Annotated in this window: 20 protein-coding genes; 15 read left to right on the top strand and 5 right to left on the bottom strand. The window is 50.8% G+C overall.

Translation table 11 applies throughout. The features are described 5' to 3' along the window. Window positions 1–72: 72 nt before the first annotated feature. The 4 genes from ACYVK4_RS17305 to ACYVK4_RS17290 form a co-directional block, all read right to left on the bottom strand. Window positions 73–1,143 carry a peptidoglycan DD-metalloendopeptidase family protein gene (locus ACYVK4_RS17305; RefSeq protein ID WP_461128774.1) on the bottom strand — a complete coding sequence of 357 codons (1,071 nt, stop codon included), beginning with the start codon at window positions 1,141–1,143 and terminating at the stop codon, window positions 73–75. A 144-nt stretch (window positions 1,144–1,287) separates the two neighbouring features. Continuing rightward, on the bottom strand, window positions 1,288–2,253 hold the full coding sequence (trxB, locus tag ACYVK4_RS17300; RefSeq protein ID WP_461128773.1) for a thioredoxin-disulfide reductase: 966 nt from the start codon (window positions 2,251–2,253) through the stop codon (window positions 1,288–1,290). Between the two features lie 156 nt (window positions 2,254–2,409). Next, on the bottom strand, window positions 2,410–4,386 hold the full coding sequence (locus tag ACYVK4_RS17295; RefSeq protein WP_461128772.1) for an OmpA family protein: 1,977 nt from the start codon (window positions 4,384–4,386) through the stop codon (window positions 2,410–2,412). Next, on the bottom strand, window positions 4,341–4,925 hold the full coding sequence (locus tag ACYVK4_RS17290; protein ID WP_461129612.1) for a 7-carboxy-7-deazaguanine synthase QueE: 585 nt from the start codon (window positions 4,923–4,925) through the stop codon (window positions 4,341–4,343). Before ACYVK4_RS17290 ends, ACYVK4_RS17295 begins: the two co-directional genes overlap by 46 nt. Before the next feature lie 427 nt (window positions 4,926–5,352). Between ACYVK4_RS17290 and hisG the strand changes: the two genes are divergently transcribed. The 7 genes from hisG (at window position 5,353) to ACYVK4_RS17255 (ending at window position 11,155) form a co-directional block, all read left to right on the top strand. Next, window positions 5,353–6,213, top strand: coding sequence for an ATP phosphoribosyltransferase (gene hisG / locus ACYVK4_RS17285; protein WP_461128771.1), 861 nt, complete (start codon window positions 5,353–5,355; stop codon window positions 6,211–6,213). Between the two features lie 141 nt (window positions 6,214–6,354). Next, window positions 6,355–7,644, top strand: coding sequence for a histidinol dehydrogenase (gene hisD / locus ACYVK4_RS17280; protein ID WP_461128770.1), 1,290 nt, complete (start codon window positions 6,355–6,357; stop codon window positions 7,642–7,644). A gap of 206 nt (window positions 7,645–7,850) precedes the next feature. Then, window positions 7,851–8,030 (top strand): PIN domain-containing protein, encoded by a 180-nt coding sequence (locus ACYVK4_RS17275; protein WP_461128769.1) that lies wholly within the window; start codon window positions 7,851–7,853, stop codon window positions 8,028–8,030. 35 nt (window positions 8,031–8,065) lie between these two features. Beyond that, entirely contained in the window at window positions 8,066–9,250 is a 1,185-nt protein-coding gene (locus ACYVK4_RS17270; RefSeq protein WP_461128768.1) for an aminotransferase class V-fold PLP-dependent enzyme, read from the top strand. A gap of 77 nt (window positions 9,251–9,327) precedes the next feature. Continuing rightward, entirely contained in the window at window positions 9,328–10,002 is a 675-nt protein-coding gene (locus ACYVK4_RS17265) for a hypothetical protein (RefSeq protein ID WP_461128767.1), read from the top strand. A gap of 104 nt (window positions 10,003–10,106) precedes the next feature. After that, on the top strand, window positions 10,107–10,607 hold the full coding sequence (locus tag ACYVK4_RS17260) for a peptide deformylase (RefSeq protein WP_461128766.1): 501 nt from the start codon (window positions 10,107–10,109) through the stop codon (window positions 10,605–10,607). Further along, window positions 10,607–11,155: a GNAT family N-acetyltransferase gene (locus tag ACYVK4_RS17255; RefSeq protein WP_461128765.1), complete on the top strand. Its 549-nt coding sequence runs from the start codon at window positions 10,607–10,609 to the stop codon at window positions 11,153–11,155. The genes ACYVK4_RS17260 and ACYVK4_RS17255 overlap by 1 nt, the downstream gene beginning before the upstream one ends. Here the strand turns inward: ACYVK4_RS17255 and ACYVK4_RS17250 are convergent. Next, the gene (locus ACYVK4_RS17250; protein WP_461128764.1) at window positions 11,145–12,491 is read right to left on the bottom strand and encodes a sensor histidine kinase; all 1,347 of its coding nucleotides are present in this window, start codon (window positions 12,489–12,491) and stop codon (window positions 11,145–11,147) included. The genes ACYVK4_RS17255 and ACYVK4_RS17250 overlap by 11 nt on opposite strands. Before the next feature lie 344 nt (window positions 12,492–12,835). On the opposite strand from ACYVK4_RS17250, the gene ACYVK4_RS17245 reads away from it, so the two are divergent. The 8 genes from ACYVK4_RS17245 to ACYVK4_RS17210 all read left to right on the top strand — a co-directional run bounded on the left by ACYVK4_RS17245 (window position 12,836) and on the right by ACYVK4_RS17210 (window position 23,012). Then, window positions 12,836–13,627, top strand: coding sequence for a hypothetical protein (locus ACYVK4_RS17245; protein ID WP_461128763.1), 792 nt, complete (start codon window positions 12,836–12,838; stop codon window positions 13,625–13,627). A 120-nt stretch (window positions 13,628–13,747) separates the two neighbouring features. After that, window positions 13,748–14,185, top strand: coding sequence for a hypothetical protein (locus ACYVK4_RS17240; RefSeq protein ID WP_461128762.1), 438 nt, complete (start codon window positions 13,748–13,750; stop codon window positions 14,183–14,185). Between the two features lie 219 nt (window positions 14,186–14,404). Then, a complete protein-coding gene (locus ACYVK4_RS17235; protein WP_461129611.1) occupies window positions 14,405–15,538 on the top strand; it encodes a sensor histidine kinase in 1,134 nt (377 codons plus the stop codon). 149 nt (window positions 15,539–15,687) lie between these two features. Next, a complete protein-coding gene (locus ACYVK4_RS17230; protein ID WP_461128761.1) occupies window positions 15,688–16,854 on the top strand; it encodes a sensor histidine kinase in 1,167 nt (388 codons plus the stop codon). Further along, a complete protein-coding gene (locus ACYVK4_RS17225) occupies window positions 16,851–17,633 on the top strand; it encodes a LytR/AlgR family response regulator transcription factor (RefSeq protein WP_461128760.1) in 783 nt (260 codons plus the stop codon). The genes ACYVK4_RS17230 and ACYVK4_RS17225 overlap by 4 nt, the downstream gene beginning before the upstream one ends. A 104-nt stretch (window positions 17,634–17,737) precedes the next feature. Further along, a complete protein-coding gene (hisC, locus tag ACYVK4_RS17220) occupies window positions 17,738–18,883 on the top strand; it encodes a histidinol-phosphate transaminase (protein ID WP_461128759.1) in 1,146 nt (381 codons plus the stop codon). Window positions 18,884–18,964: 81 nt separating this feature from the next. Next, window positions 18,965–19,495 carry a hypothetical protein gene (locus tag ACYVK4_RS17215; protein WP_461128758.1) on the top strand — a complete coding sequence of 177 codons (531 nt, stop codon included), beginning with the start codon at window positions 18,965–18,967 and terminating at the stop codon, window positions 19,493–19,495. Window positions 19,496–19,652: 157 nt separating this feature from the next. Continuing rightward, window positions 19,653–23,012 (top strand): UvrD-helicase domain-containing protein, encoded by a 3,360-nt coding sequence (locus ACYVK4_RS17210; RefSeq protein ID WP_461128757.1) that lies wholly within the window; start codon window positions 19,653–19,655, stop codon window positions 23,010–23,012. Window positions 23,013–23,030: the final 18 nt, after the last annotated feature.

Raw genomic sequence — 23,030 nt, 5'->3', positions numbered from 1 at the left:
ATTATTCACGTTAAATAAGGGGCAAACGTCATACCTGTCAGATATAGCGGTTGTCCCTGTATTGATGTTGCCTTAATGAACCCGAATCTTTTGACCGGGGCGGATCCGGGAACGGGACGACATATGGTTTTTTCGGGTCAACGCCGAAAGTGACATACCATACCGATCGGCAATGGAGCTGAGGGTTTCACCCGACCGTACCCGGTGAAGGACGGTGCGTTTGAACCGGGGCTTGGCACTGCTCTCCGACGATGAGGAGCGGCCTCCCCGCAGGTAATCCCAAACAGAACCCGTCAGCAGAAAGTGGTCTGAGTTGATTGTGTTATCCGGGAATGAGTAAATATTCAGAGGGCTGAACGGGTTGCCCTCATAGCGGGTCTCGAAATGAAGGTGAGGGCCCGAGCTGCGTCCTGTGCTGCCACCCAAACCAAGCTGGTCACCTGCCTTCACCAACTGGCCCTGTTCAACGGTTTGTTTGGATAAGTGACCATAAAGGGTTTCGAGACCGTTATAATGCCGAACCAGCACATAGCGGCCGTAGCCATCGCCATTCCAGCCGACAATGCGAACAATTCCATCAAAAGCAGCGTAAACCGGATCGCCGGTGTCCAGGTCGAGGTCCGTGCCGGTATGCCAGCGTCCCCAGCGAAAGCCAAAATTTGAGGTCATCTTGCCCTCATTCAGTGGGGCCGACCAGAACCGGTTAGCAGGCGGGTCATATAATTTTATATCGATGGCTTCGTCAAATTCGAGCGGATCGATGTTGTAGGGGTCAATGGTCCGGGAGTCCCATACGGCATAGTAATCAGCAATTTTGACCCATTCGGTGCCAACAAGCACGGAATCAATGACTTCAACAACACTGGTTTCTCCCTGATCGATCTGGCTGGTGTCTTCGCTTACAACCGGATTTAATTCCTTTTTGGGCTCAAACTGATTATTGAATCGAAGTTGTGTTGCCTCCTGTTCATATTGGTCGTCCGCTTTTTGCGGCTGTTCGACGACCGGTGAATTTGGGTTTGCCCCATTTTTTGGAGTAATACGCAGGTTATTTTTAAATCGCCCGCGCTCCTGGGCTTGTGTTGTTACGGTCAAACACAAGCACCCAATGGCCAATAGCCACCGTGTAGCGGTTTCTCTCATCGTAGATGAGTAATAAGTAGAACGTGAATAAGTAGTAAGCAGTGAGTGATAAGCAATCGACAGCCTTTCCGCCATCGAACACTTACAGACTTACTGCTTACTACTTTTAACCGGCTACTTACTACTTATATTTTAAGTTAGTAATCAAATTTCTTCGGCCTGCATTTCCAGCGTGACCAGATACCGTTCAGCGTCGAGGGCAGCCATACAACCCGTTCCGGCGGCTGTTACAGCCTGACGGTAAATGTTATCCTGAGCGTCGCCACAGGCAAATACGCCAGGTATGTTCGTTCGGGTACTTCCCTTTTCTGTCAGGATGTAACCGCTCTCATCTAATTCAAGGTATTCGCGGAAAATGTCGGTGTTAGGCTTGTGACCAATAGCGACAAAAAAGCCGGTCACGTCTAACACGCGCTCTTCACCGGTTACCGCATTTTTCACCAGAACACCTGATACTTCTTCATCACCCAGAATTTCTTCGGTTGATGTGTTGTACAGAATTTCGATGTTGGCTGCTGTTTTTACGCGCTTTTGCATGAACTGCGAAGCCCGCATTTCGTCACGGCGAACCAGCATATACACTTTCCGGCACAGGTTAGCCAGGTAGCTGGCTTCCTCAGCGGCTGTATCACCAGCGCCTACGATAGCAACGTCCTGTCCACGGAAAAAGAAACCATCACAAACGGCACAAGCCGAAACTCCCCGGCCATTGAGCCGCATTTCGGAGGGCAAGCCAAGCCATTTTGCCGAGGCACCCGTTGAAATAATTACCGAGTCGGCCGTGATTTCGTGCTTATCATCGACAATCGCGCGGTGGGGCACCCCATGTCCGGCCTGGTCGGAGAACTGAACCTGGGTAACCATCCCATAACGAATGTCTGTTCCGAACCGTCGGGCCTGTGCTTCCAGGTCCTGCATCATCTGTGGGCCCTGCACACCATCCGGATAGCCCGGAAAATTATCTACCTCGGTCGTGATTGTGAGTTGTCCACCGGGCTGAGGGCCCTGATACATAACGGGTTGCATGTTGGCCCGTGAGGCATAGATCGCTGCTGTATAACCGGCCGGGCCGGAACCTATAATTAAGCACTTTACGTGTTCGGAAGTCATTGCAATGGGAGCGAAGTCGACTAGTAACTAAATGAAAAACTCCGTTTAAAAGCGGGAGTATCTTGACAACATACACAAAATTGAAAAAAATCCCTCGTAAAGCAAAGGATGGCAATATTGTAGGATGTATGGTAGATTGTCATATATCCTACATCGTCAAAGTACTCTCCACTCAATCCTGCGGTTTAGTCGTCGATTTTCGTCTGTTGTGTTGGGGACTAAGGGGCGGGTTTTTCCGTAGCCAACGGCTTTTATCCTGTCTGGCCGGATACCGGCTTTTGTCAGGAAAGCCACGACGGCCTGCGCTCGTTTCTGCGATAAAGCCTGATTGGCAGCCGCATCCCCTTTATCGTCAGTATGTCCGGAGATCTCAACCCTAACCGCCGGGTTCGTTTGCATAAAGGCGGATAGTCGATTCAATTCCGTCTGGGATTTTTCGGCCAGGTCATAGCGCCCCGACTCGAAAAAGAGATTATTTAACGTCTCATTGGCCGATGTGCCACCCGAAACCGGTTCCAGGGGAACACTCAGCGACAGCCCTTCGCCCTTTGTTTTCTGGGTAAAATCGAAGGAAAGGCTTTTAAAAAGATAACCGGGAACGCTCACATACAGCGCGTATTCGCCCCCGCTCGGCAACACGGCCGTATATTGCCCCGTCTGTACATCGGCCTGAACCCGCGAAACAATCCGGTTCGTTTTCAAATCGACCAGTTCGACGGTGGCTGCCAGTGGCTTTTTTGATTTCGCATCGGCTACAATGCCTTTCAGAAAGCTGACGGGTTTGACGCGCTCCCGTAATGACTCGGGCAAGTCGAACGTATAGAGCCGGGATTTCTGGGATATGCCCTCTTTTTGCTCTTCAAAGGAGTAAAAAGCCCTTGTACCGTTAGCGGTCACGAAGAGCGATGCCTGATCTTCGGACGTGTTGATGGGATGCCCCAGATTTGTCGGTTCCGACCAACCGGTGCCAATGTTGTCTGCCACAAACAGGTCGTAACCTCCCAAGCCCACATGGCCTTCCGAAGCAAAAAACAGACTCTGCCCGTTGGCGTGAATAAAAGGTGATGCCTCGTTTGCATTGGTATTAACAGGTTCGCCGAGGTTAACGGGTTCAGCCCATGAGCCGTCGGCCCCAATGTCGCTGCGCCAGATGTCCCGACGGCCTTTACCCCCCGGTCGGTCCGAAACAAAGTACAATTGTCGCCCGTCGGCCGACAGGGCAGGCTGTGATTCGTAATACCGGGTATTGATCGTTGCCCCCAGATTCTCGGGACTCGACCAGTCATTGCCTGTTTTGTGACTCAGGTATAAATCGCAGCTGCCAAACCCTTTACGACCCTGACAGGCGGTAAAAACCAGCATTCGCCCATCGGCCGACAGACTGGCTGTACCTTCATTTTCAAGGGTGTTGATATTCGGCGACAAGGAGATGGGGGGAGACCAGGTTTCGCCGTTGAACGTGGATATCATCAGGTCTTCGTCGCCTTCCGGTTTCAGGGCCGTAAACACCAGCGTTTGCTCGTCGGCCGTAAGAACCGGGAAATACTGGGAAGGAGTCGTTTGAACGACGGAAGATAAGGGCTTGGGATCAACCGCCTGGGGGTGTTGCATGGCCTCCAGACCAAAGCGCGCAGTTTCGATTTGGCGGGCAATTCGTTTACCCTGTGCAGATTGTGGGGCAAATTGAGCCTGGTATTTCTCCAGAAAAGGGAGTGCTTCGCTGTATCGGCCAAGTCGCAGCAACGTATTGCTCAATGACTGATAGGCCGCACTGGCTGCCGGGCTGTCGGGTTGCAGCTTTATCGCATTTCTGTAGGCACTGAGGGCTGGTTCGAACTGGCGGGTAAATTCATAAAGCTGACCCAGTTTAATGTAGGCATCTGTGAATTTAGGGTCCTGTTTGATAGCCTGTTCCATGAACGGAATCGCTTCGCCCGCTTTTCGTTCGCCAAACAGTTTTATGGACTGAGCGTACAGTTCTTTGGCTTTGGTGTCCTGAGCATGGAGGGTGGGGCAAAGGGTAAGGAATAACGCAAAAACAGGCAGTCGTTTAGCCCAATACCCAATGCGCTGCGCCCGGAAAGCTTTTATGGAATATCCAGATACTTGTGTGTCTGCAACGAAATTTGCCATTGCGGATGATCTTTTACATAATCAACGATGCGAGGTAGCATTTCATTGGAACGACTCCATTCTGTTTGCAAAAAGAGTTTGCAATCGGGTCGTAAAAACGGCACAAACGACTCGGCAAAGGCAAAATCTGATTGGTTGTAAATAATGACTTTCAACTCATCGGCCTGGTCAAAAATAGCCGGATTAGGCTTCTTGAATTTCTTGGGCGAAAAACAGATCCAGTCCCATGAGCCCGTAACAGCCTGGCAAACACCGGAGGTCTCGATATTCGTTTTAAAGCCAGCTAATTGCAAAGCGGCTGTCAACTCCGTAAGGTCATGCATGAGGGGCTCACCACCCGTGATAACCGCCATCCGGCCGGGGTAGTGCAGGGCCCCCTCTACAAGGCTGTCGATCGACTGTTTGGGATGGGCGTTTACATCCCACGACTCTTTTACATCGCACCAATGACAGCCCACGTCGCACCCGCCCAGCCGAATAAAGTAAGCGGCCCGGCCCGTGTGTGCCCCTTCCCCCTGAATCGTATAAAACGCTTCCATAACGGGGAGGCCCCCCGTGGATTCGGCCGCCGTGGATTCGGCCCCCGTGGATTCGGCCCGCTCCGGCGTACTGGCCGTAGATTCAGTATTAATCTTTATAGTTTGTTGTTCCTGTGTCAAAAGCATTCACAAAGATAAGAAGTTCTTCGCAGGGGGTAGGAGTAGCGTGGTAAGGTTTTTTGATACGTTGTAGGTCATGCCGAGTGAACTCCTTACCTTTGCGCCATGATTTCCCAACGGGCAACCCATTCTCCTTTTCGACATCGTCGACATCATTGAGGCTCCAAAGCCAACGTGTCAAGTTATGGACGCGTCCATCCCCGTTTTTCGCGTACTTTTGTTCCCTAATTCAATTCACTACTTCCTGACACCGACAGTATTGGGGTCATGAACTGTATGACATACATCATACTTAATACATCCTAAAATGTCTTCTGTATTACGCATTGCCCTTCAAAAATCCGGTCGGTTGAGCGAAGATTCGTATCAGCTTTTTAAAGAGTGTGGCATCCGTTTCGACTATGGTACGGGTAAACTCAAATCGGTATCGTCAAATTTTCCCGCTGAATTTCTGTTCCTTCGGGACGATGATATTCCCGGTTATGTCGAAGATGGTGTAGCCGATTTGGGCATCGTGGGCGAGAATGTTGCCGTTGAAACCGGTCGCCCGGTATCGACCGTTCATAAGCTTGGCTTCTCGAAATGCCGCCTGTCTATTGCCATCCCACGCGGTACCGACTGGACCGGAATTCAGGATCTGGAGGGTAAAAACATTGCGACTTCTTATCCGAATTTGCTGGGTAATTACCTGGCGGGCGAGGGAGTGCGGGCCGAGATTCACGAAATCAGTGGTTCCGTAGAGATTGCACCCAGCATCGGTCTGGCCGAAGCCGTTTGTGATATTGTCAGCTCGGGAAGTACGCTCATGAGCAACGGTCTGAAGGAAGTGGAAACGATCTTTCGCTCCGAAGCCATCCTCATTGCCCGTCCCGAACTCGACGCCGACAAGCAGGCGTTACTGGACAAGCTGCTGTTTCGCATCAAATCGGTACAGGCGGCAAAAAACAATAAATACATTGTGCTGAATGCGCCGAACCACGCCCTCGACCAGATAACGTCGCTGCTGCCCGGTATGAAAAGCCCGACAGTGACACCTCTCGCTACCGAAGGCTGGAGTTCAGTGCATTCGGTATTAAATGAAAATGAGTTCTGGGAAAACATTGAAGCCATCCGTGCCGCCGGTGCCGAAGGCATTCTCGTGATCCCGATTGAGAAAATGATCTATTAAAAGAGTCAGTCAGTCGGTAAGCGGCTGCGCCTAAGTCAGTAAGTACCCAATATGTCAACGTGCTTTTGGGGTTGTTGCTGACCCGAGCGAAACCACTTACTGACTTATTAACTTAGGCGCAGCCACTTACCAACTTTTTCCATGAACATCATCCCATTTCCGGACCGTGCTGAATGGCCGGCTTTATTAGCCCGCCCGGTGCAGTCGACACAGCAGATTGAAGCTGCCGTAGCACCCATTTTGGCGCAGGTGCGTTCCGGGGGCGATTCGGCATTGTTTGAACTGGCGCTTAAGTTTGATAAAGTCGATCTGTCTAACGGCGGACTGGAGGTGCCGTTGTCGGCGCTGGATGAAGCCGACGGTCAACTCAGTGATGAACTGAAGTCGGCTATCCGGCAGGCGTATCAGAACATCCGGCTCTTTCACGAGCGGCAAAAACAACCGATCGAGAAAGTGGAAACCATGCCGGGGGTAATGTGCTGGCGCAAAAGTGTCGGGATTGAGAAGGTAGGTCTTTACATTCCCGGTGGTACGGCACCACTCTTCAGTACGGTACTCATGCTGGGTATTCCGGCACAACTGGCGGGTTGCCGGGAAGTGGTTCTGTGTACACCCAGTAATCACCCCGCTATTTATTTTGCCGCCAAACTCGTTGGTATTACCAAGGTTTTCCGGATAGGAGGGGCTCAGGCCATTGCGGCTATGGCCTATGGAACCGAGTCGGTACCTCAGGTTTACAAGATTTTTGGCCCCGGTAACCAGTATGTTACATCGGCAAAGATGCTGGTCGCGAAGGAAGGCGTAGCGATCGACATGCCCGCTGGCCCAAGTGAAGTCGCCGTTTATGCGGATGACTCAGCCATTCCGGCGTTTGTGGCGGCTGATCTGCTCTCGCAGGCCGAACACGGTGCCGACAGTCAGGTGCTGTTGGTGACGACCAGCAAAAAGCTAGTGTCTATGGTCAATCTGGTATTGCCCACCCAACTGAGCAAGCTACCCCGACGCGAACTGGCCGCTAAAGCGCTCGAAAACAGCAAAGCAATTCTGGTTGAGAACGAAGCCGATGCCATTGATCTGCTCAATGCCTATGCCGCCGAACACTTGATATTAAGCGTCGAAAACGCGGAATCGGTAGCAGAGAAAATCGTGAATGCCGGGTCCATCTTCCTGGGCAACTACACACCCGAATCGGCTGGCGATTATGCATCCGGGACGAACCACACGTTGCCAACAAACGGTTTTGCCCGGGCCTACAGTGGCGTATCGCTGGATAGTTTTGTCAAAAAGATTACCATTCAGCACATCACACAGGAAGGTATTCAACAGCTCGGTCCCGTCGTTGAAGCGATGGCTGAGGCCGAATCACTCGACGCGCACAAACGGGCAGTTAGCCTGCGGCTGGCCAGTCTGACGGAGGTTAGTCCGGTTTGATTTTGTTATCTTGTTAGCTAAAGGTTCAAAAGTCATGAGTCGGCTATTGATTGAAGTAGATAGGCCGGAAGATGAAGCCTCGCTGATGAAGTTGTTGCCTAAGCTGAATGCCAGACTAATAGAGAGGCAAAAGGAAGCCCAGACGCTAACACTCGTTGAGATGGCGAGAAAAATAGCTGCTTATGGTAGGTAGGTGAATCATTACAATGATTCTACCAATTACCAATACGATCATCAAATCAGCCATTCGCTTGCGTCAACAGCCTAAACGCTCGCTAGGCGATTTGATCATTGCCGCTAAAGGCTTACTGTATAACCTTCCCATCCTGATTAATAATTTACCCGACTTCAGCGGGATGACAGTTAATGCCTGGAGGTCATCTTGATGGAGTCGGTGCTATAAATCTATTTATTGCCGTTTATGGTTAATGTCTCTACTCTACGCGCCGAAACGCCCGGTGTTCAGCACGTTTTGCATGTCAATAATGCCGGTGCATCCCTGATGCCGCAGCCAGTGATCGATGCCATCACCCGGCACATAATCCTCGAAGCGGAAATAGGCGGGTATGAAGCCGCTGAGGTTCGGAAAAATGCCATTCAGGATTTCTATGTGTCGACGGCCGATTTGTTGAATACCACCGCCGACAATATAGCGGCCACAGCAAACGCCACTGACTCATACGCCCGTGCCTTATCTTCGATTCCGTTTCAGCCGGGCGATGTGATTCTGACCACGATCAATGATTACGTATCTAACCAGATCGCATTTCTGTCCCTGCAAAACCGCTTTGGTATTCAGATCGTGCGGGCTGCCGATGAGCCAGCGGGTGGTGTGTCGGTGGAGGATATGGCCGATAAGATCAAGGCACTTCGTCCGCGTTTGGTGGCCGTTACCCATGTGCCAACGAATTCGGGTCTGGTGCAGCCGGTCGAAGCTATCGGGCAGCTTTGCCGCGAACAGGATGTCTTGTATCTGGTTGATGCCTGTCAGTCGGTAGGGCAGTTACCGGTTGATGTGAGCCGGATTCAGTGCGATTTTCTGACCGCTACCTGCCGCAAGTTTCTGCGTGGACCGCGCGGGATGGGTTTTCTCTATGTTTCTGATAAAGTTTTAACGGCCAACATGGCGCCGTTATTTATAGACCTTCACGGGGCATCCTGGGAAACGGCCGATACCTATAAACTGGAACCAACGGCCAAACGGTTTGAAGACTGGGAGTTCCCATATGCGCTGGTATTGGGAGCAGCCGAAGCGCACCGGTACGCCCTGGCCGTTGGTCTGGAAGCCATTGCCGAACGCAATGCAGTGCTCTGCGCTTCGCTCCGTGGACAACTGAGCCAGTTGCCGGGTGTGCGGTTACTGGATGAGGGTAAGCAACTGTCCAGTATCATTACGTTAATCAGCGAAACCAAACCGGCGGCTGAACTTAAGGTTGCATTATCGGCCAAAAAGATCAACGTGTCCATCAGCACACACGGAGCTGCTATTCTGGATTATGACCGAAAGGGCATGAAAACGGCGGCTATTCGTATTTCTCCGCATTATTTCAATACGGATGAAGAGATCAGCACGGTTCTCGAGTCCTTAAAGCAAATACTCAAATGAATGATGAACCGAAGGACCAGGAACAGGATTATCGAATCTTCCCAAGTCTGTTCGTCGCATTACTGCTATTTACGTGTATGCCTGCGTTAAGCCAAACGCTTTCTGGAAATCAGATTTTTGAGCGGATGTTACGGGTGTATGCGGAAGGAAAAACATACCAGGATCAAGGGCGTTTGCAAACCGGTTTCTACAAAGAAGACCGGGTTTATCCTGAACGAATACAGATAAAACTGTTCGAAACGGCCTACAATCGCGCTACGGGCCAATTTAAGTTCGGGTATGAAAACCAAAACGAGTCTTTTTTTGACCTGCCTGATAAGCGGGTTATCTGGCGTCAGGGGGGTAATGTTCATCAGTGGTGGACAATGAATGAATCAATAAGTCAGCAAGAAACACTAACAGACGCACTTGGATCGGCAACGGGGGTGTCTGGTACATCCTCCCGTAAAATTCCGGGTTTACTACTGTCTGAACCCATTGGTGCTGGATGGGGTATCGACTCGTTAAAAAATGTCAAGTTGATGGGGACCGATACCCAGGGTGACAGATCGTGTTATCGTCTTTCGGGTGTTTATTTGAAAAAGAATGTAGCTACGCTCTGGATTGATCGGCATACTTTTTTGCTGATTCGGGTCGATGAAGAACATGTTTCAGGGAAAGAGACCTTTAAAACAAGTATCAGCTATCAACCAGTCATTAATAGGCCTATAGCAGAAGAAGCTCTAACCTTCAAACCACCCCGAGCCTACTGATTGTGGTTCAGACCTACGCTCAAATATGTACTGATAGGTCTCGTTGCTCTGCTTTGGCTTGGGTATAAGCGGTCTTCAAAACAGCGTTCATTACACCAAAAATCATGAAACACCTCGCCGATCTTTTGCTGCTGGGCGACCCGCGCCTATACGAAACTTGTGAACCGGTTCTGGAAAGTGAGCTGCCGCTGGTGGCCGACTGGGTGGCTGATCTGCACAACGTGATGGAAGAAATACGGGCGAAGTATCAATTTGGGCGGGGCATTGCTGCCCCACAACTGGGTATCATGAAACGACTGATCTACCTGAATATCGATCGCCCCACCATCATCATAAACCCTGAACTTGTGACGGTGAGCGACGAAACCGATGAACTCTGGGATGACTGTATGAGCTTTCCAAACTTGCTGGTGCATGTACGCAGGCATAAACAGCTTACCCTTCACTTTCTGGATGAATATTGGCAACCTCAAACGTGGGACGTAACCGATTGGCGACTGTCGGAGTTGATTCAGCATGAATACGATCACCTGAACGGCGTATTGTGTACCATGCGGGCTATTGATGAACGATCTTTTCAATGGCGTCCAACGCCCGGGAATTAATGCAAATCAGACATATTCAACCAACACTTCGGTTTGATTTAGTATCCATAGACGATGCTGAGTTGCTGGCAGCGGTGGCAAAACGGGCGTATGCAGATCATTATCTGCACCTTTGGCATGATGGCGGGGTCTGGTATATGGAGCGCTCCTTCTCGCCCGATGTGTTGCGTCGGGAATTAGCCGATGCCAATGCTCAATTTTACCTGGTGCACGATGAGGAAGAACCGATTGGGTTTATCAAGATCAATAAAAACCAGCAATCCCCCTGTCAGCCAAATGCCGACGCGCTGGAATTGGAGCGAATTTATTTCCGGAAAGCCGCCACTGGCCGGGGCATTGGAGAGCAGGCCATGCAATTTGTGGTTGCACACGCCAGAGCATTAAATAAAGAACTTGTCTGGTTAAAGGCCATGGATACCAGCCATAAGGTGCTGGCCTTTTACCAGCGCATGGGCTTTGTGCCTTGCGGGACCGATCGACTGTCGTTTGCAGTCATGTTGGAAGAGGTTCGGGGAATGGTAATACTGGAACTGCCGCTTAATAATTGAACACGCTGGCCGAAACGGGCTGATGCATCAATAGGGGAAGTTTCACCTGAAACCAGCCTTCATGTTCCTGAATGATGGGTTGTGGTTGGTTCAGAAGCTGGTATTTGACTGTAATATTCGACAGGCCAACCCCATTCGACTCTACACGCAGGGTTTTGCGTTGCAGACTATTCTCCACGATCAGGAGTTTATCGCCCGTTGTTCTGATTCGAATGTGCAGCGGCTTCTGGGATATCACCACATTATGCTTCACCGCATTCTCCACCAGCAACTGCAAGGTAAGGGGCGGAATCAGCGCATCCCTATACGTCTCATCGACTTGTATATCCAGACTAACCGAAGTGCCAAAACGGGTTTTAAGCAGATGGAAGTACGAGTTGATAAATCGTAGTTCCACATGTAGCGTCGTCAACTCATTTTCGTTACTGCGTAACAGATACCGGTACACTTTTGATAACTCATCGACAAATTCGCCTGCCTGAACCGGGTTTTCATCAATTAACGACGAGAGCGTATTTAAGCCGTTAAACAGAAAATGGGGGTTTATCTGGCTTTGCAGAGCCCGCATCTGCATGTCGGTCTTTTCCTGTTGCATCCGTTGCAGTGCCAGATCGGCTTCGAGGTATTCGCGGTGCCGCTGTTCGCGTTCGCGCTCCAGATCTTTTTCGATAACCGCTTTATTGACGGCTTCCCGGCGATGTCGATAAGAAATGCCTAAAGCGAAGAAAATAAGATCAAGCACCACACCCGTCTGGACGAACAGGTCGGGGTGCTGCCAGAAGGGAAGCTGCGTATCGAGGTTGGTGGACCGAATGAGTAAAAAGGTCGTTACGGAATGGTTGATCAAAAGGGAAGCAGTGCCCGCTACAAAGAAACGGGCCACCATATCCTTCGATCGGAAAAAAGAATAGACAATGTAACTACCCACACCCAGGAGGGCAAATCGGACGGGTTGCAGCAGTAGTTGATGTAAAGACGTTTCCCAGAAATCGGTGAACAGGTAGATATACGTTTTGACAACACAATAGAAAACCAGCAGCCATTGAACCCGCGTTACCCAGCTCAGAAACCTGGGGCGGTCCTGCAGGTTGAGAAAAATTTTAGCCAGTTCCAGATAGAGTATGTACCCCGAATAGGAGAGAAGCAACTTCTCAAAATTGGCAATGTTGGGGGGCAGGTAGAAAAAATTGACGGTGAAATAAAGTGCCCAGGTGAGCGTGTATACGGAGTAAATGCCATAGATACGCTCTCGATACATAAACCACTGAACGGTGTTCGTCAGCAGCATTGCCAGGACCATACCCAGAAAGAGCGGAGACAGGGCTTCGTACGTCATTGATCGGATAGAAAGGTTCTCAAGAGGATAAGCAAATATAAAAAAACTCATTAGCAATCATTTGATCTCTCTATTTAGTGGAGTATCAATTATGTGGACGGTCAATAGCCGGGTTGAGCCGCACAATTTCCGCCATGAAACTCAGGCCTGACCAGCTTCAGGTTCTTCTCCAATGGTACTTTCTTAGCCGGTTTTGTGCTCAAAAGAGCATCGCTTCAGCGAGAACATTTTCCAGTTCATGCGGCTCATTCCTCAGTTCACGCAATCCCGTCTGGTTTGCCTCCTATCGGTCATCGTAGGTTTGCATCGTTCCTCTGAAAAAAACTAAAAACAGACTATCAATCATGCAAACGATTACCCGATTAGCTACCCTGGCGCTTGCCTTCACACTCTCGGTTGGTTCTGCTCTGGCCCAGCAACCCGTACGAAAGGCACCCGTAAAATCAGCCACGCGTACCACTACAGCGACGAAAACCACTCGCCCGGTTGCCAACCCGGCAAAGAAACCAGCCGTTGCGGCTCCGACAACTACGGCCAATGGTAAACAGGAACCACAGCAGGAGGCACCCGTTACCAGACCCGCTCCGGCACCGGTGGTGGCCCGTCAAACGGAAACCCATGCGCAGCCAACAACCCAACCCGCGCCATCCCGCAGTCGGCCAACATCGACAGGCCGTCAAAGTGGCGGTAAACATGTGTATCTGAACGCCGGTGTTGGTCTGGCAGCCTACTATGGGGGCGGTTTGCCACTGGGGGTATCGGCCGAAGTGGATGTAAAAAACAACGTTTCGGTTGGCGGTTCCATTGATTACTTCCGCTACAACTACGGCTACTATTCCGGTGGATACACCTTCATTTATGCCGGTGCCCGCGCTTCCTATCATCTGGGCGACGCGCTGAATGTGCAGAATGCCAGTTTTGACCCGTATATAGGCGCATCCCTGGGTTTCCGTCACGCCAGCTATCATGACTCCTACGGGTACAGCTACAGCGATTACGGCAATGGCTACAATAGCGGTATCTGGCTGGGTATTCATGCCGGTGCGCGCTACCTGTTCAGCCCTAAAGTAGGGGCCTTTGCCGAAGTTGGTTATGGCGTTTCGGCCCTTAAAGTGGGTCTGACAGCGAAGTTTTAATTTCCAGAAAACAACACGATTGTCTTTTAAAACCAATACCGGACAGTGGCCATGGGACCTGACTGACCCGATGAGCTGTCAACAACCTTCCTCTTTTTTAACAATAAACAACAACTACAAATGAAAACAATATCTTACTTCCGTTTTTCGGCTTGGCTTGTTCTCCTGGTCTCCGTATCGCTTGCTTCCTGTAAAAAGGGCGATAATTCAGATCCTGCGCCGGACCTGGCTGCCCGTGTCGCTGGTACCTATACGTATTCCGAAATTGTTGCCGGTGGTAAAACTTATCCGGCCAGTGAAACCAACCTGAAGGGGACCATAACCCTCAGCCGACAAACCGCCACAACGGTTGCTATTCAGTTGGCCATCGTAAATAAGTCGACCAACGAAGCCTTCGCCGACGATTCGGCTGATGATGTGACGGTTGCGGAGGTCAATAACGGAAACATTGAATTGCGCTACAACGGCAATGTTATCGCTAAAATAAAAGGAAGCAAAATCAGCATTGACGGTGAAGATGATGCCGGTACTTCGTTTACCCTGATGGCAACCAAATAAAACCGATACTGCATTTCCTGGACCCTTAACCGATACGTCAAGTCAAATCCCCCCGGCAGGTTCTGCCGGGGGCTTGGCGCTTTTGGAGTAAATAAGTCCATTTTTTGAATGACACTTCATCCATTATTTTTCGCATTTCAGGCAGATTTTTTAACGGTCCGGGCAATTGCCGGATCAGATATGAGGGAATGACGTCCATTTTTGTCGATTCGATTGAAAATGACCAACCATCCCGACTGGCTTAACCAACTGACCTGGCCGATCCGCCGACCTCGTTTTTTTTCAAAATACGAGTGGTGGTATCATTGGCTTATGATGCCGGTTCTTTTTCCGGTTGGTAATTATTACTTCATCGGGCCTCGCTACTTTTCCAGTCCATTCCTGTTTGGGGTCGGCACTTTTGTTGTCTTCTGTCTCTATTGGCTGTCCGTCGTTATACTTACGATCACCATTCGGCAAGTGATTCAACGGTTTCCCAGACCGAGTCAAACTTTGATCCGAATGCTGGTTATGCTCACCTTAGTTAGCACCTTCACCATCGGGTTGGCCGCATTCGACGTTTGGATGTATAGCCTGATTCCAGCAACCGGAGTTCGGTTTAGCTGGGCGGCCCTCCGGCCAATTTGGGTACTGGGGCTCATATTCGACGTTTTCCTGTGTATGGCACTAGGGCTGGGGTATACGTATACGCAGTGGTACAAAGATTTAAAGGAGGAAGAGCAGATGCAGCAGGAAGTTATTCAGCGTCAATACGACACCCTGAAAGGGCAGTTAAATCCGTACTTTTTGTTCAATTCCCTCCATTCCCTGAAGGCGCTCATTAAAAAGGAACCCGAACAGGCCGAAGCGTTTGTCGACAAACTCGCCTTCGTTTACCGCTACATGCTGCAACCCGGGCGACGGGCCGATCCCTCGACCATCACCAGTCCGGGGGAGTTGGTTACCCTTGATGCCGAACTTGCGTTCATGAAGGCGTATGTCGATCTCCTTCAAATACACTACGGTCGTGGTCTTCAAATCGAGTGGCCTTCCCTGAATAAAACCCTTTCATCAGCTTTTAGTCTGCCTCCGCTCAGTCTTCAGATCCTGCTCGATAATGCTATTCAATTCAATGGAATCAAGGACGAAAAGCCGTTACGAGTGCAGCTCGACATAACCGACGACGGCTGGTTATTGATGTCGAACAACCGGTACAAAGAGAGCAACAGATTTGAGAAACGGCAGACACATCTGGAGGAGTTGACCGGTAAATACCGCTTTTTAAGTGAAAAACAAATTCTGGTTACGGCCAAAGAGACCGGCTTTCAAGTGGCTATCCCTTTACTAACGGCAAGAGATTGTGCATCAAACTAACCGATCAGTACCTCAATTCATCCCCTGATTTGCCCGGTTGAACCAGTTTGTACTGGCCAGGTTGACCACGTGATACCTATATTTATTCAGCGGAAAAAGCAATACTGTTCGGCCTGTTCAGGTCGTAGCTGAGAGAAAAGATTGTCCCCATGAAAACGACCTATTTTGACCATATTCGCCGTTGGCTACGCCTGACGACTCGTGGGGGCTGGTCGTACCTATTGCTGATGCCGTGGTTCGTACCCCTGATCAGTTACCTGCTCGTCGGTCCGGCATATCTGCAACGGCTTCAGACGTTTGTCGGTGCCACCCTGTTTGTCTGGCTGTTATCGACGGTGGCGTTCATATCGCACGACTGGGCGGCAAATGCCATTGCCAATCGCTTTCCCGATCTGCGGCAAACGGTTATTCGGGCTGGTCTGATGGTGTTGGCATTTGTGGCCTTGTCGGGCTCATTCTTGTTGGTATATATCTGGTTCTTTATTCGGTATCGTCCGTTTGGATCGCAACTTACCTACGACACTGTCCATTCGGTATATGGATTCGATTTTATTGCCATTCTTCTCTTGGTGGGTATTTACGAGATTTCTTATTCACTTCACCGGTGGCAGCAGCACCAGATCAATACCGAAAAACTCAAAAAAGAAACCTTGCAGGGACAACTGCATGGATTGAGAAATCAGGTCAACCCCCATTTTCTGTTCAATAGTTTGAACTCCCTTTCGTCGCTTATTGCCGATGAACCGCAGCGAGCGGAGGCTTTTGTCGATCAACTGGCCAGCGTGTATCGGTATATGCTTCAGCCGGACTGTCCACCAGTGCAGCAAGCGTCTGCTAAGGGTACGAATGGTCAGGCTATTGATGCTGCTTTTGACGAAGGGTATGGTGACTCATTGACCGAACTGAGTAAGGAATTGGCATTCATTGAGTCGTACTTCCACTTGCTGAAGACCCGCCACGCGGAGGGATTACGCCTGACAATTGCGGTCGATGAGCAGTTTCGCCAGCATCGACTTCCCCCGCTAACCCTTCAGCTACTGGTCGAAAACGCCGTCAAGCACAACGTAATTCTGGAGAGCCAACCCTTACAGATTGACATTTTGACAACCAACCGGGGCCAGCTGATCGTCCGAAATAACCTCCAGCGAAAAAACATTCGGTCGGGTCTGAACCGGTTTGAGTCCAGACAGGTCGGACTGATGAATATACAGGCCAAATACCGGCTGTTGGGTTGTCCGGAGATCGCCATTGAAGCCGGGCCCGATTTTTTTACCGTTACCTTACCTCTACTGACAAAAACGCAAATCAACGTATGAATGCCCTATTGGTTGAAGATGAAGAATTAGCCGTTCGGAAACTCCGGAAGTTGCTTCAGGAGGTCGCCCCCGAACTGGAAGTAGCTGGCGTAACTGCCAGTATTGACGATACCGTAAACTGGCTGGAAAACCGCCGGTCAAAAGGAGAACCTGAACCCGACCTGATCTTCCTGGATATAGAATTGGCCGATGGGCAAAGTTTCGAAATTTTCGAGCGAACGACGGTGCGCAGTACCGTTATATTCACCACTTCCTACGACGAGTATGCGTTACAGGCGTTTAAAGTTAACAGCATCGACTATCTGCTAAAACCCGTTCAGCGGGAAGACTTACAGCGTAGTCTCAAAAAGTACGAAGATCTGCGCACCCGCTCAGTCGAGTCGCCGAGCTTTAATATCGAAAAACTATTGCAGCAACTTCAGATTCAAACTGCCCGGGACTACCGGCAGCGTTTTCTGGTACGGCAGGGGCAGCGGATGCTGTCGGTAGAGGTGAGCGATATCGCCTATTTCTTTACAGATGAGCGGTATAGCTTCTTTACAATGCACAATGGACAGAAGTTTCTAGTCGACTACACGCTCGATGAACTGTCGGATGCCCTCGACCCGTCGCGCTTCTTTCGGGTAAACCGGGGTGTTATTGTTACGCATCAGGCCGTAGAGCAGATTCAGCCTTATTTTGGTAATCGGCTGGCCCTGGTGCTGAGACCGGTATTTGAAAAAGAAGCCCTCGTGAGCCGTGAGAAGGTGAGTGACTTCAAGCAATGGATGGGAAAATAAAGTATACGATTCGTCGGGTAGGGTGAGGTTGTTTTAATTGGGAAACTGGTTAGGTCGGCGGGAAGGCGGTATATTTACGTGATTTTTACGTGATCTAGTTACCAATGTTCAGTCTCAACAACCTCCTCCGCCCGCACATTCTGACCCTGACGCCCTATTCGTCCGCCCGTGACGAGTATACCGGTACAGAGGGCGTATTTTTAGATGCAAACGAAAACCCGCTGGGCTCTGCCGTGTCGACGGACAATACCACCCAGGGGAGTTATAACCGATACCCCGACCCGCACCAGGGCGCCATCAAGCAACGGCTGGCCCCCATCAAGGGCGTTCGACCCAATCAGATCTTTCTGGGTAACGGCTCCGACGAGCCCATTGACTTACTGGTTCGGGCTACCTGCACACCCGGCGGAACGGATTCAATTCTGATTATGCCGCCAACTTATGGCATGTATGAGGTGTCGGCAGCCGTGAATGATGTTACTGTCATTAAAGTCCCGCTTACCCCCGATTTTCAGCTGGATACCGATGCCGTGTTGTCGGCCATTACGGAAAAGACGAAACTCATCTGGATCTGTTCGCCGAATAATCCATCGGGTAATCTGCTTCATGCCGACGCTATTCGGACTATCCTCGACGCCACCGATCAGTCGCTTGTGATTGTCGATGAAGCCTATATCGACTTTGCCGATACGCCTTCCTGGACGAGTGAGCTGGACAACTACCCGAACCTGGTGGTGCTGCAAACCTTCTCGAAAGCCTGGGGGCTGGCCGCTTTGCGGTTAGGTATGTGTTTCGCATCGGAGGAGCTTATTGGCGTGTTAAATAAAATCAAACCGCCCTATAACATTTCGGCGCCCACGCAGGCACTGGCACTGGAAGCCCTAACCCACGAAGCCCGCAAGAACCAGATGGTTGCCGAAATTTTATCCGAACGGCTGCACCTGGCAGAAAGCCTTCGTTCATTGTCTACTGTGCAGTGGGTACATCCTTCTGACGCGAACTTTTTGCTGGTTCAGTTTGCTGATGCCAAAGCGACATTCGAGTATCTGATCGAGCAGCAGGTAATTGTTCGGGATCGCTCCAAAGTGAAACTATGCGACGGCTGTCTGCGTATTTCGGTGGGTACCTCGGCCGAGAACGAACGGCTAATGGCCGTACTTCGGCAAATGCCTGAAGCTCCTTCGCCAACAAACCTGCCGCTGGGCACGGGCGACGAAGCTACGAAGCCGGAGTTGGTATCGAATGCTTAAATAAACACCAGGAACGGATAAGCCGCTGTGTTACATCCATCTAGGCGGGTGGTCTAAGTAGGACGAACATAAATAATCTCTATGAAAAAATCCTTGATAACCTCAGTACTGGTTTTGTTTATTGGGTTCATCACATCAACTGCAGGCTGGGCACAATACAACAACTGGTCGGTAGGTTTCCGTTTGGGTGAACCATCGGGGGTAAATATTCGAAAGTATTTTGGCAACAATCACGCATTCGACCTGAATATCGGGACCTACGGTGGCTTGTACGGCACAAAGCGCAGTTATGGCCCGGGTGATTACAAAACGCTTGGGCTGACCGTTCAGGGTCATTACCTCTGGCATAAAGCCCTTACCAAAAGCGAAAGTTTACGGGCTTATTATGGCTTTGGCGGTCAGATTAACAACCGCAAAACGTATCCGCTTCGGCTCAACGGCGATTACCAGAGTACCTTATCTCTGGGTGGATCGGGAATTGGCGGGCTGGAGTTTTTTCCGGTCAACAAACCCTATTCATTCTTTCTGGAAACGGGCGCGTACGTGGAACTCCTCCAGTCGCCGTTTTTCCTAAGCCTCAATACAGGGATAGGGTTGAGGTATAATTTTTAACTAGTTGGCAAGTCAGTAAGCGGCTGCGCCTAAGTCGGTAAGTGGCTGACCGCACCGCAGCCCGTCAGTGAATTGGTGAAAGCAATACTCTAGCGTCAGCCACTTACCGACTTAGGCGCAGCCGCTTACTGACTTACCGACTAACTCCTCAACGACCATGTTCAAAATATACAGTTCCTCGGCTGGGTCGGGGAAGACATACACGCTCACGAAGGAGTACCTCAAACTGGCATTACGGCCGAAGGAAAAGGAGGACTATTTCCGGCGGATCCTGGCGGTTACGTTTACGAATGCGGCTGCCAATGAGATGAAGAACCGGATTTTGGAAAACCTGTCAGGTATTGCCGGAACGAAGGAGTCGCCGTTGCTGAATGATCTTGTCGTTGAACTGTTTGGGGAGGAGCCAGGGACCGATGCCTTTGCTGTCGCCAAAAGCGAGTTGCGGCAAAAAGCTTCCAACGTATTCAGGACGATTTTGCACCGCTACGCCGATTTCAGCGTCACTACCATCGACTCGTTCACCCAGCGAGTCGTCACCGCGTTTACCGACGAACTGGGCTTGCCTTATTCGTTTGAAGTTGAACTGGAAACGGATGAAGTCCTCGAACTGGCCATCGACAACCTCATTGAGAAAGCGGGTACCGATGAAATGGACGAAATTACGACCATCCTCAGCGAGTACTACACCCACACGGCCGCCGAAGGAAAAAGCTGGAACCAACTCCCCGAATTGCTGAAAGAGTTTGGTCGCAACCTCACCTCCGACCAGTTTTACGAAGCGGTGAATGCCGCGCAGGAGCTGTCGCCGACGGCGCTGCGGGCCATCAGAAACCAACTCCTAACGCATAATCAACAGGTTGAAGCTGACATTGTCAGTCAGGGGAAACGGGCCTGGAAGCTCATTACGGAGGCTGGGCTCGATGAAACGGATTTTAGCTTCGGCGCCAGTGGCGTGGGTGGTTTTTTTAAAGCTATCGCGGAGGGGAATGCCCAGCGCGATGCGGGTGCCCGGGTGCTCAACGCGTTGAATAACGGGGACTGGTACACAAAAAAAGCGCCTAAGCCCGTTCAGGCTATGATCGATAGCATGGCTGCTGAACTGGGTGACTGCATTTCCCGGATACTGACCATTCGGAGTGAACAGGGCAATCAGGTCACGTTGTTCGAGTGTCTGCTGCCGCATTTGCAGAAGCTGGCGTTGCTGAAACAGATACGCGTTGAGTTTGATGATCTGCTCAGAAAAGACGGGCGGGTGCATATTTCCGAGTTTAATAAGAAAATCCTGAATATCGTTGCCACTGAACCCGTGCCGTTTCTCTACGAGCGACTGGGCACGAAGTACAATCATATTCTGATCGACGAGTTTCAGGATACCTCCCGGCTTCAGTTTGCCAATCTTCTGCCATTGATCGAAAACGCCCTTGGCTCCGAGCATTTTAACCTGGCGGTAGGGGATGGGAAGCAGGCTATTTATCGTTTCCGGGGGGGCGATATGGATCAGATCGTGTCGTTGCACCGGAAAGATCTTGACAGCCTGAAACAGGCGCATAACCCCGGCTCCTGGACAGCAGACCGGATCGACATGCTCGATGGGCATCTGGAACCGGAAATGCTGAATACCAACTGGCGAAGTGCCGAACCTATTGTTCGGTTCAACAATGACTTCTTCGAGTTTACTGCCCGAAAATTCGAAAATCAGCACCCAAAGCTTGCCGACGTTTTTGACACCGAGCAGCTGTTTCACCAGCAGGCCCAGCCTAAAGCCAAAAAAGCCGGGCATGTACAGATCGACTTCGTGGCCAAAGATGAAGAAGCCGATGCTGACCTAACCGCCCAGATGCTTGATAAAACAATCGAGCATTTAAAAAAATCCCTGGCTGAGGGGTATAACTACGGCGACATCGCCATTCTCTGCCGCAAAAAATCACATGCCAAAGCCTTAGCCAATGAACTGAACGCGCAGCGAATTCCACTGGTTTCGGCAGATTCTCTGTCGCTGGAGTTTTCTGACCCGGTCAAGTGGCTGGTGACGCTGATGCAACTTCTCCAGCGTCCAGACCAGCGGCTCCTGCGCTATGAACTGCTGTACCTGTTTCACCGGGTGGTGCGGGGTATTTTCCCGGACGATGCCCTAACCGGTAAACTCCGGACCATTGCGGAGGGCGATATTGATGCGACCTACGCCTACCTGGCCGAAGAAGGTTATCCGCTCGACCCGTATGCCATGGGCCAACTGAATCCTTACGAACTCGCCGAGCGACTGACGGCCCAGTTCGGGCTTTTCAACCAGTCGGAACATAACCCGTTTCTGTTCCGGTTTCTGGATGAAGTGCTGGCGTTCAATCAGAAACGCAGCGGTCACCTCAGTGATTTCCTGCTGTACTGGGAGGGTGTCAGGCAAAAGATTTCCGTGGAGGGTAACGCCCGGAATGCCGTTAGTATCCAGACTGTTCACCGCTCGAAGGGACTGGAGTTTCCGGTGGTGATCATCCCGTTTGCCAACTGGAAAGTGGAGCCGATCAATGACAGTACGATCTGGCTCGATCTGACCGGCATTCGTACCGATGCGCTGGCTCACGAAAATAGTACGGGCGAGATTACCCGGTTGTTATCGGCTCCGGCCAATACGACCAGTAAACTGAAAAGTACCCCCCGGTCCATAGCCGATCAGTACGAAAATGAGTATACCCGCACCTTTCTGGAAAATATGAACCTGCTCTACGTGGCCTTTACCCGCCCGACCGACAGGCTCTATGTGATCAGTGAAGCGAAGGATTTTACCAAAGGGCAACCCAATACCATTAGCCACTGGTTGCATGCATTCCTGCGCGACAGTGATGTAGCCCGTAACTGCGGCTGTGCGTGGCAGGATGGCCAGTTCAGCTACCAGATCAGCCTGTGTTCGGATTCAGAAACGCATCAGAAAGACAGCGGTGTCACGGATGAAATTTTTCTGGAAGAGATTGTCAGCGGCCATCGGAGTCAGGATCTGCAACTCCGCCGACAGGCCGACCGGATGTTTGACGTCGCCACGTTTGAGCGTACCCGCGAGCGGGATCGCAAATTATGTGCTGCGCTTAGCCTGATCAAAGGGCCGGAAAGTATCGACAAAGTTCTTCGTCAACTGGTGAGCGAGGGACTGGTTCGTCAGATGGAGTCTGGTGAGTTAAAGCAAACCCTTACTGCCATTGTATCACACCCGTCGCTTACTTCGCTGTTCGACTCGACTCTTCGCATCGACACAGATCGGACAATATTGAGCAGTCGACGCATGCATGGGGCTCCGCATCGGGTCGTTCATTTTCCCGATGGACACATCGTGCTGGTGCAATATGAGTCGGTGCCTGCACTCGTTGCGTCACCAGTAGACGATTCATTGCCGGAGCCATCTGAAACGTATAACCCCGCTGATTCGTTAAAGTATTTCACGAATCTGTATCGCGAAATGGGCTTTCCGGAGGTGGAAGGTGTTATGGTATATCTGGCAAACGAACCGGAAGTAGTAAAAGTGGTGTAAACTTTCTGAATTAAACGG

This window comes from Spirosoma aerophilum, from assembly GCF_054782495.1.
This window is presented reverse-complemented; position numbering and strand designations above follow the sequence as displayed.

Excerpts from the sequence above, each read along its gene's own strand:
- ACYVK4_RS17305 (WP_461128774.1), bottom strand. The coding sequence starts at position 1,143 with ATGAGAGAAACCGCTACACGGTGGCTATTGGCCATTGGGTGCTTGTGT.
- trxB (WP_461128773.1), bottom strand. The coding sequence starts at position 2,253 with ATGACTTCCGAACACGTAAAGTGCTTAATTATAGGTTCCGGCCCGGCC.
- ACYVK4_RS17295 (WP_461128772.1), bottom strand. The coding sequence starts at position 4,386 with ATGGCAAATTTCGTTGCAGACACACAAGTATCTGGATATTCCATAAAA.
- ACYVK4_RS17290 (WP_461129612.1), bottom strand. The coding sequence starts at position 4,925 with ATGGAAGCGTTTTATACGATTCAGGGGGAAGGGGCACACACGGGCCGG.
- hisG (WP_461128771.1), top strand. The coding sequence starts at position 5,353 with ATGTCTTCTGTATTACGCATTGCCCTTCAAAAATCCGGTCGGTTGAGC.
- hisD (WP_461128770.1), top strand. The coding sequence starts at position 6,355 with ATGAACATCATCCCATTTCCGGACCGTGCTGAATGGCCGGCTTTATTA.
- ACYVK4_RS17275 (WP_461128769.1), top strand. The coding sequence starts at position 7,851 with ATGATTCTACCAATTACCAATACGATCATCAAATCAGCCATTCGCTTG.
- ACYVK4_RS17270 (WP_461128768.1), top strand. The coding sequence starts at position 8,066 with ATGGTTAATGTCTCTACTCTACGCGCCGAAACGCCCGGTGTTCAGCAC.
- ACYVK4_RS17265 (WP_461128767.1), top strand. The coding sequence starts at position 9,328 with ATGCCTGCGTTAAGCCAAACGCTTTCTGGAAATCAGATTTTTGAGCGG.
- ACYVK4_RS17260 (WP_461128766.1), top strand. The coding sequence starts at position 10,107 with ATGAAACACCTCGCCGATCTTTTGCTGCTGGGCGACCCGCGCCTATAC.
- ACYVK4_RS17255 (WP_461128765.1), top strand. The coding sequence starts at position 10,607 with ATGCAAATCAGACATATTCAACCAACACTTCGGTTTGATTTAGTATCC.
- ACYVK4_RS17250 (WP_461128764.1), bottom strand. The coding sequence starts at position 12,491 with ATGACGTACGAAGCCCTGTCTCCGCTCTTTCTGGGTATGGTCCTGGCA.
- ACYVK4_RS17245 (WP_461128763.1), top strand. The coding sequence starts at position 12,836 with ATGCAAACGATTACCCGATTAGCTACCCTGGCGCTTGCCTTCACACTC.
- ACYVK4_RS17240 (WP_461128762.1), top strand. The coding sequence starts at position 13,748 with ATGAAAACAATATCTTACTTCCGTTTTTCGGCTTGGCTTGTTCTCCTG.
- ACYVK4_RS17235 (WP_461129611.1), top strand. The coding sequence starts at position 14,405 with ATGACCAACCATCCCGACTGGCTTAACCAACTGACCTGGCCGATCCGC.
- ACYVK4_RS17230 (WP_461128761.1), top strand. The coding sequence starts at position 15,688 with ATGAAAACGACCTATTTTGACCATATTCGCCGTTGGCTACGCCTGACG.
- ACYVK4_RS17225 (WP_461128760.1), top strand. The coding sequence starts at position 16,851 with ATGAATGCCCTATTGGTTGAAGATGAAGAATTAGCCGTTCGGAAACTC.
- hisC (WP_461128759.1), top strand. The coding sequence starts at position 17,738 with ATGTTCAGTCTCAACAACCTCCTCCGCCCGCACATTCTGACCCTGACG.
- ACYVK4_RS17215 (WP_461128758.1), top strand. The coding sequence starts at position 18,965 with ATGAAAAAATCCTTGATAACCTCAGTACTGGTTTTGTTTATTGGGTTC.
- ACYVK4_RS17210 (WP_461128757.1), top strand. The coding sequence starts at position 19,653 with ATGTTCAAAATATACAGTTCCTCGGCTGGGTCGGGGAAGACATACACG.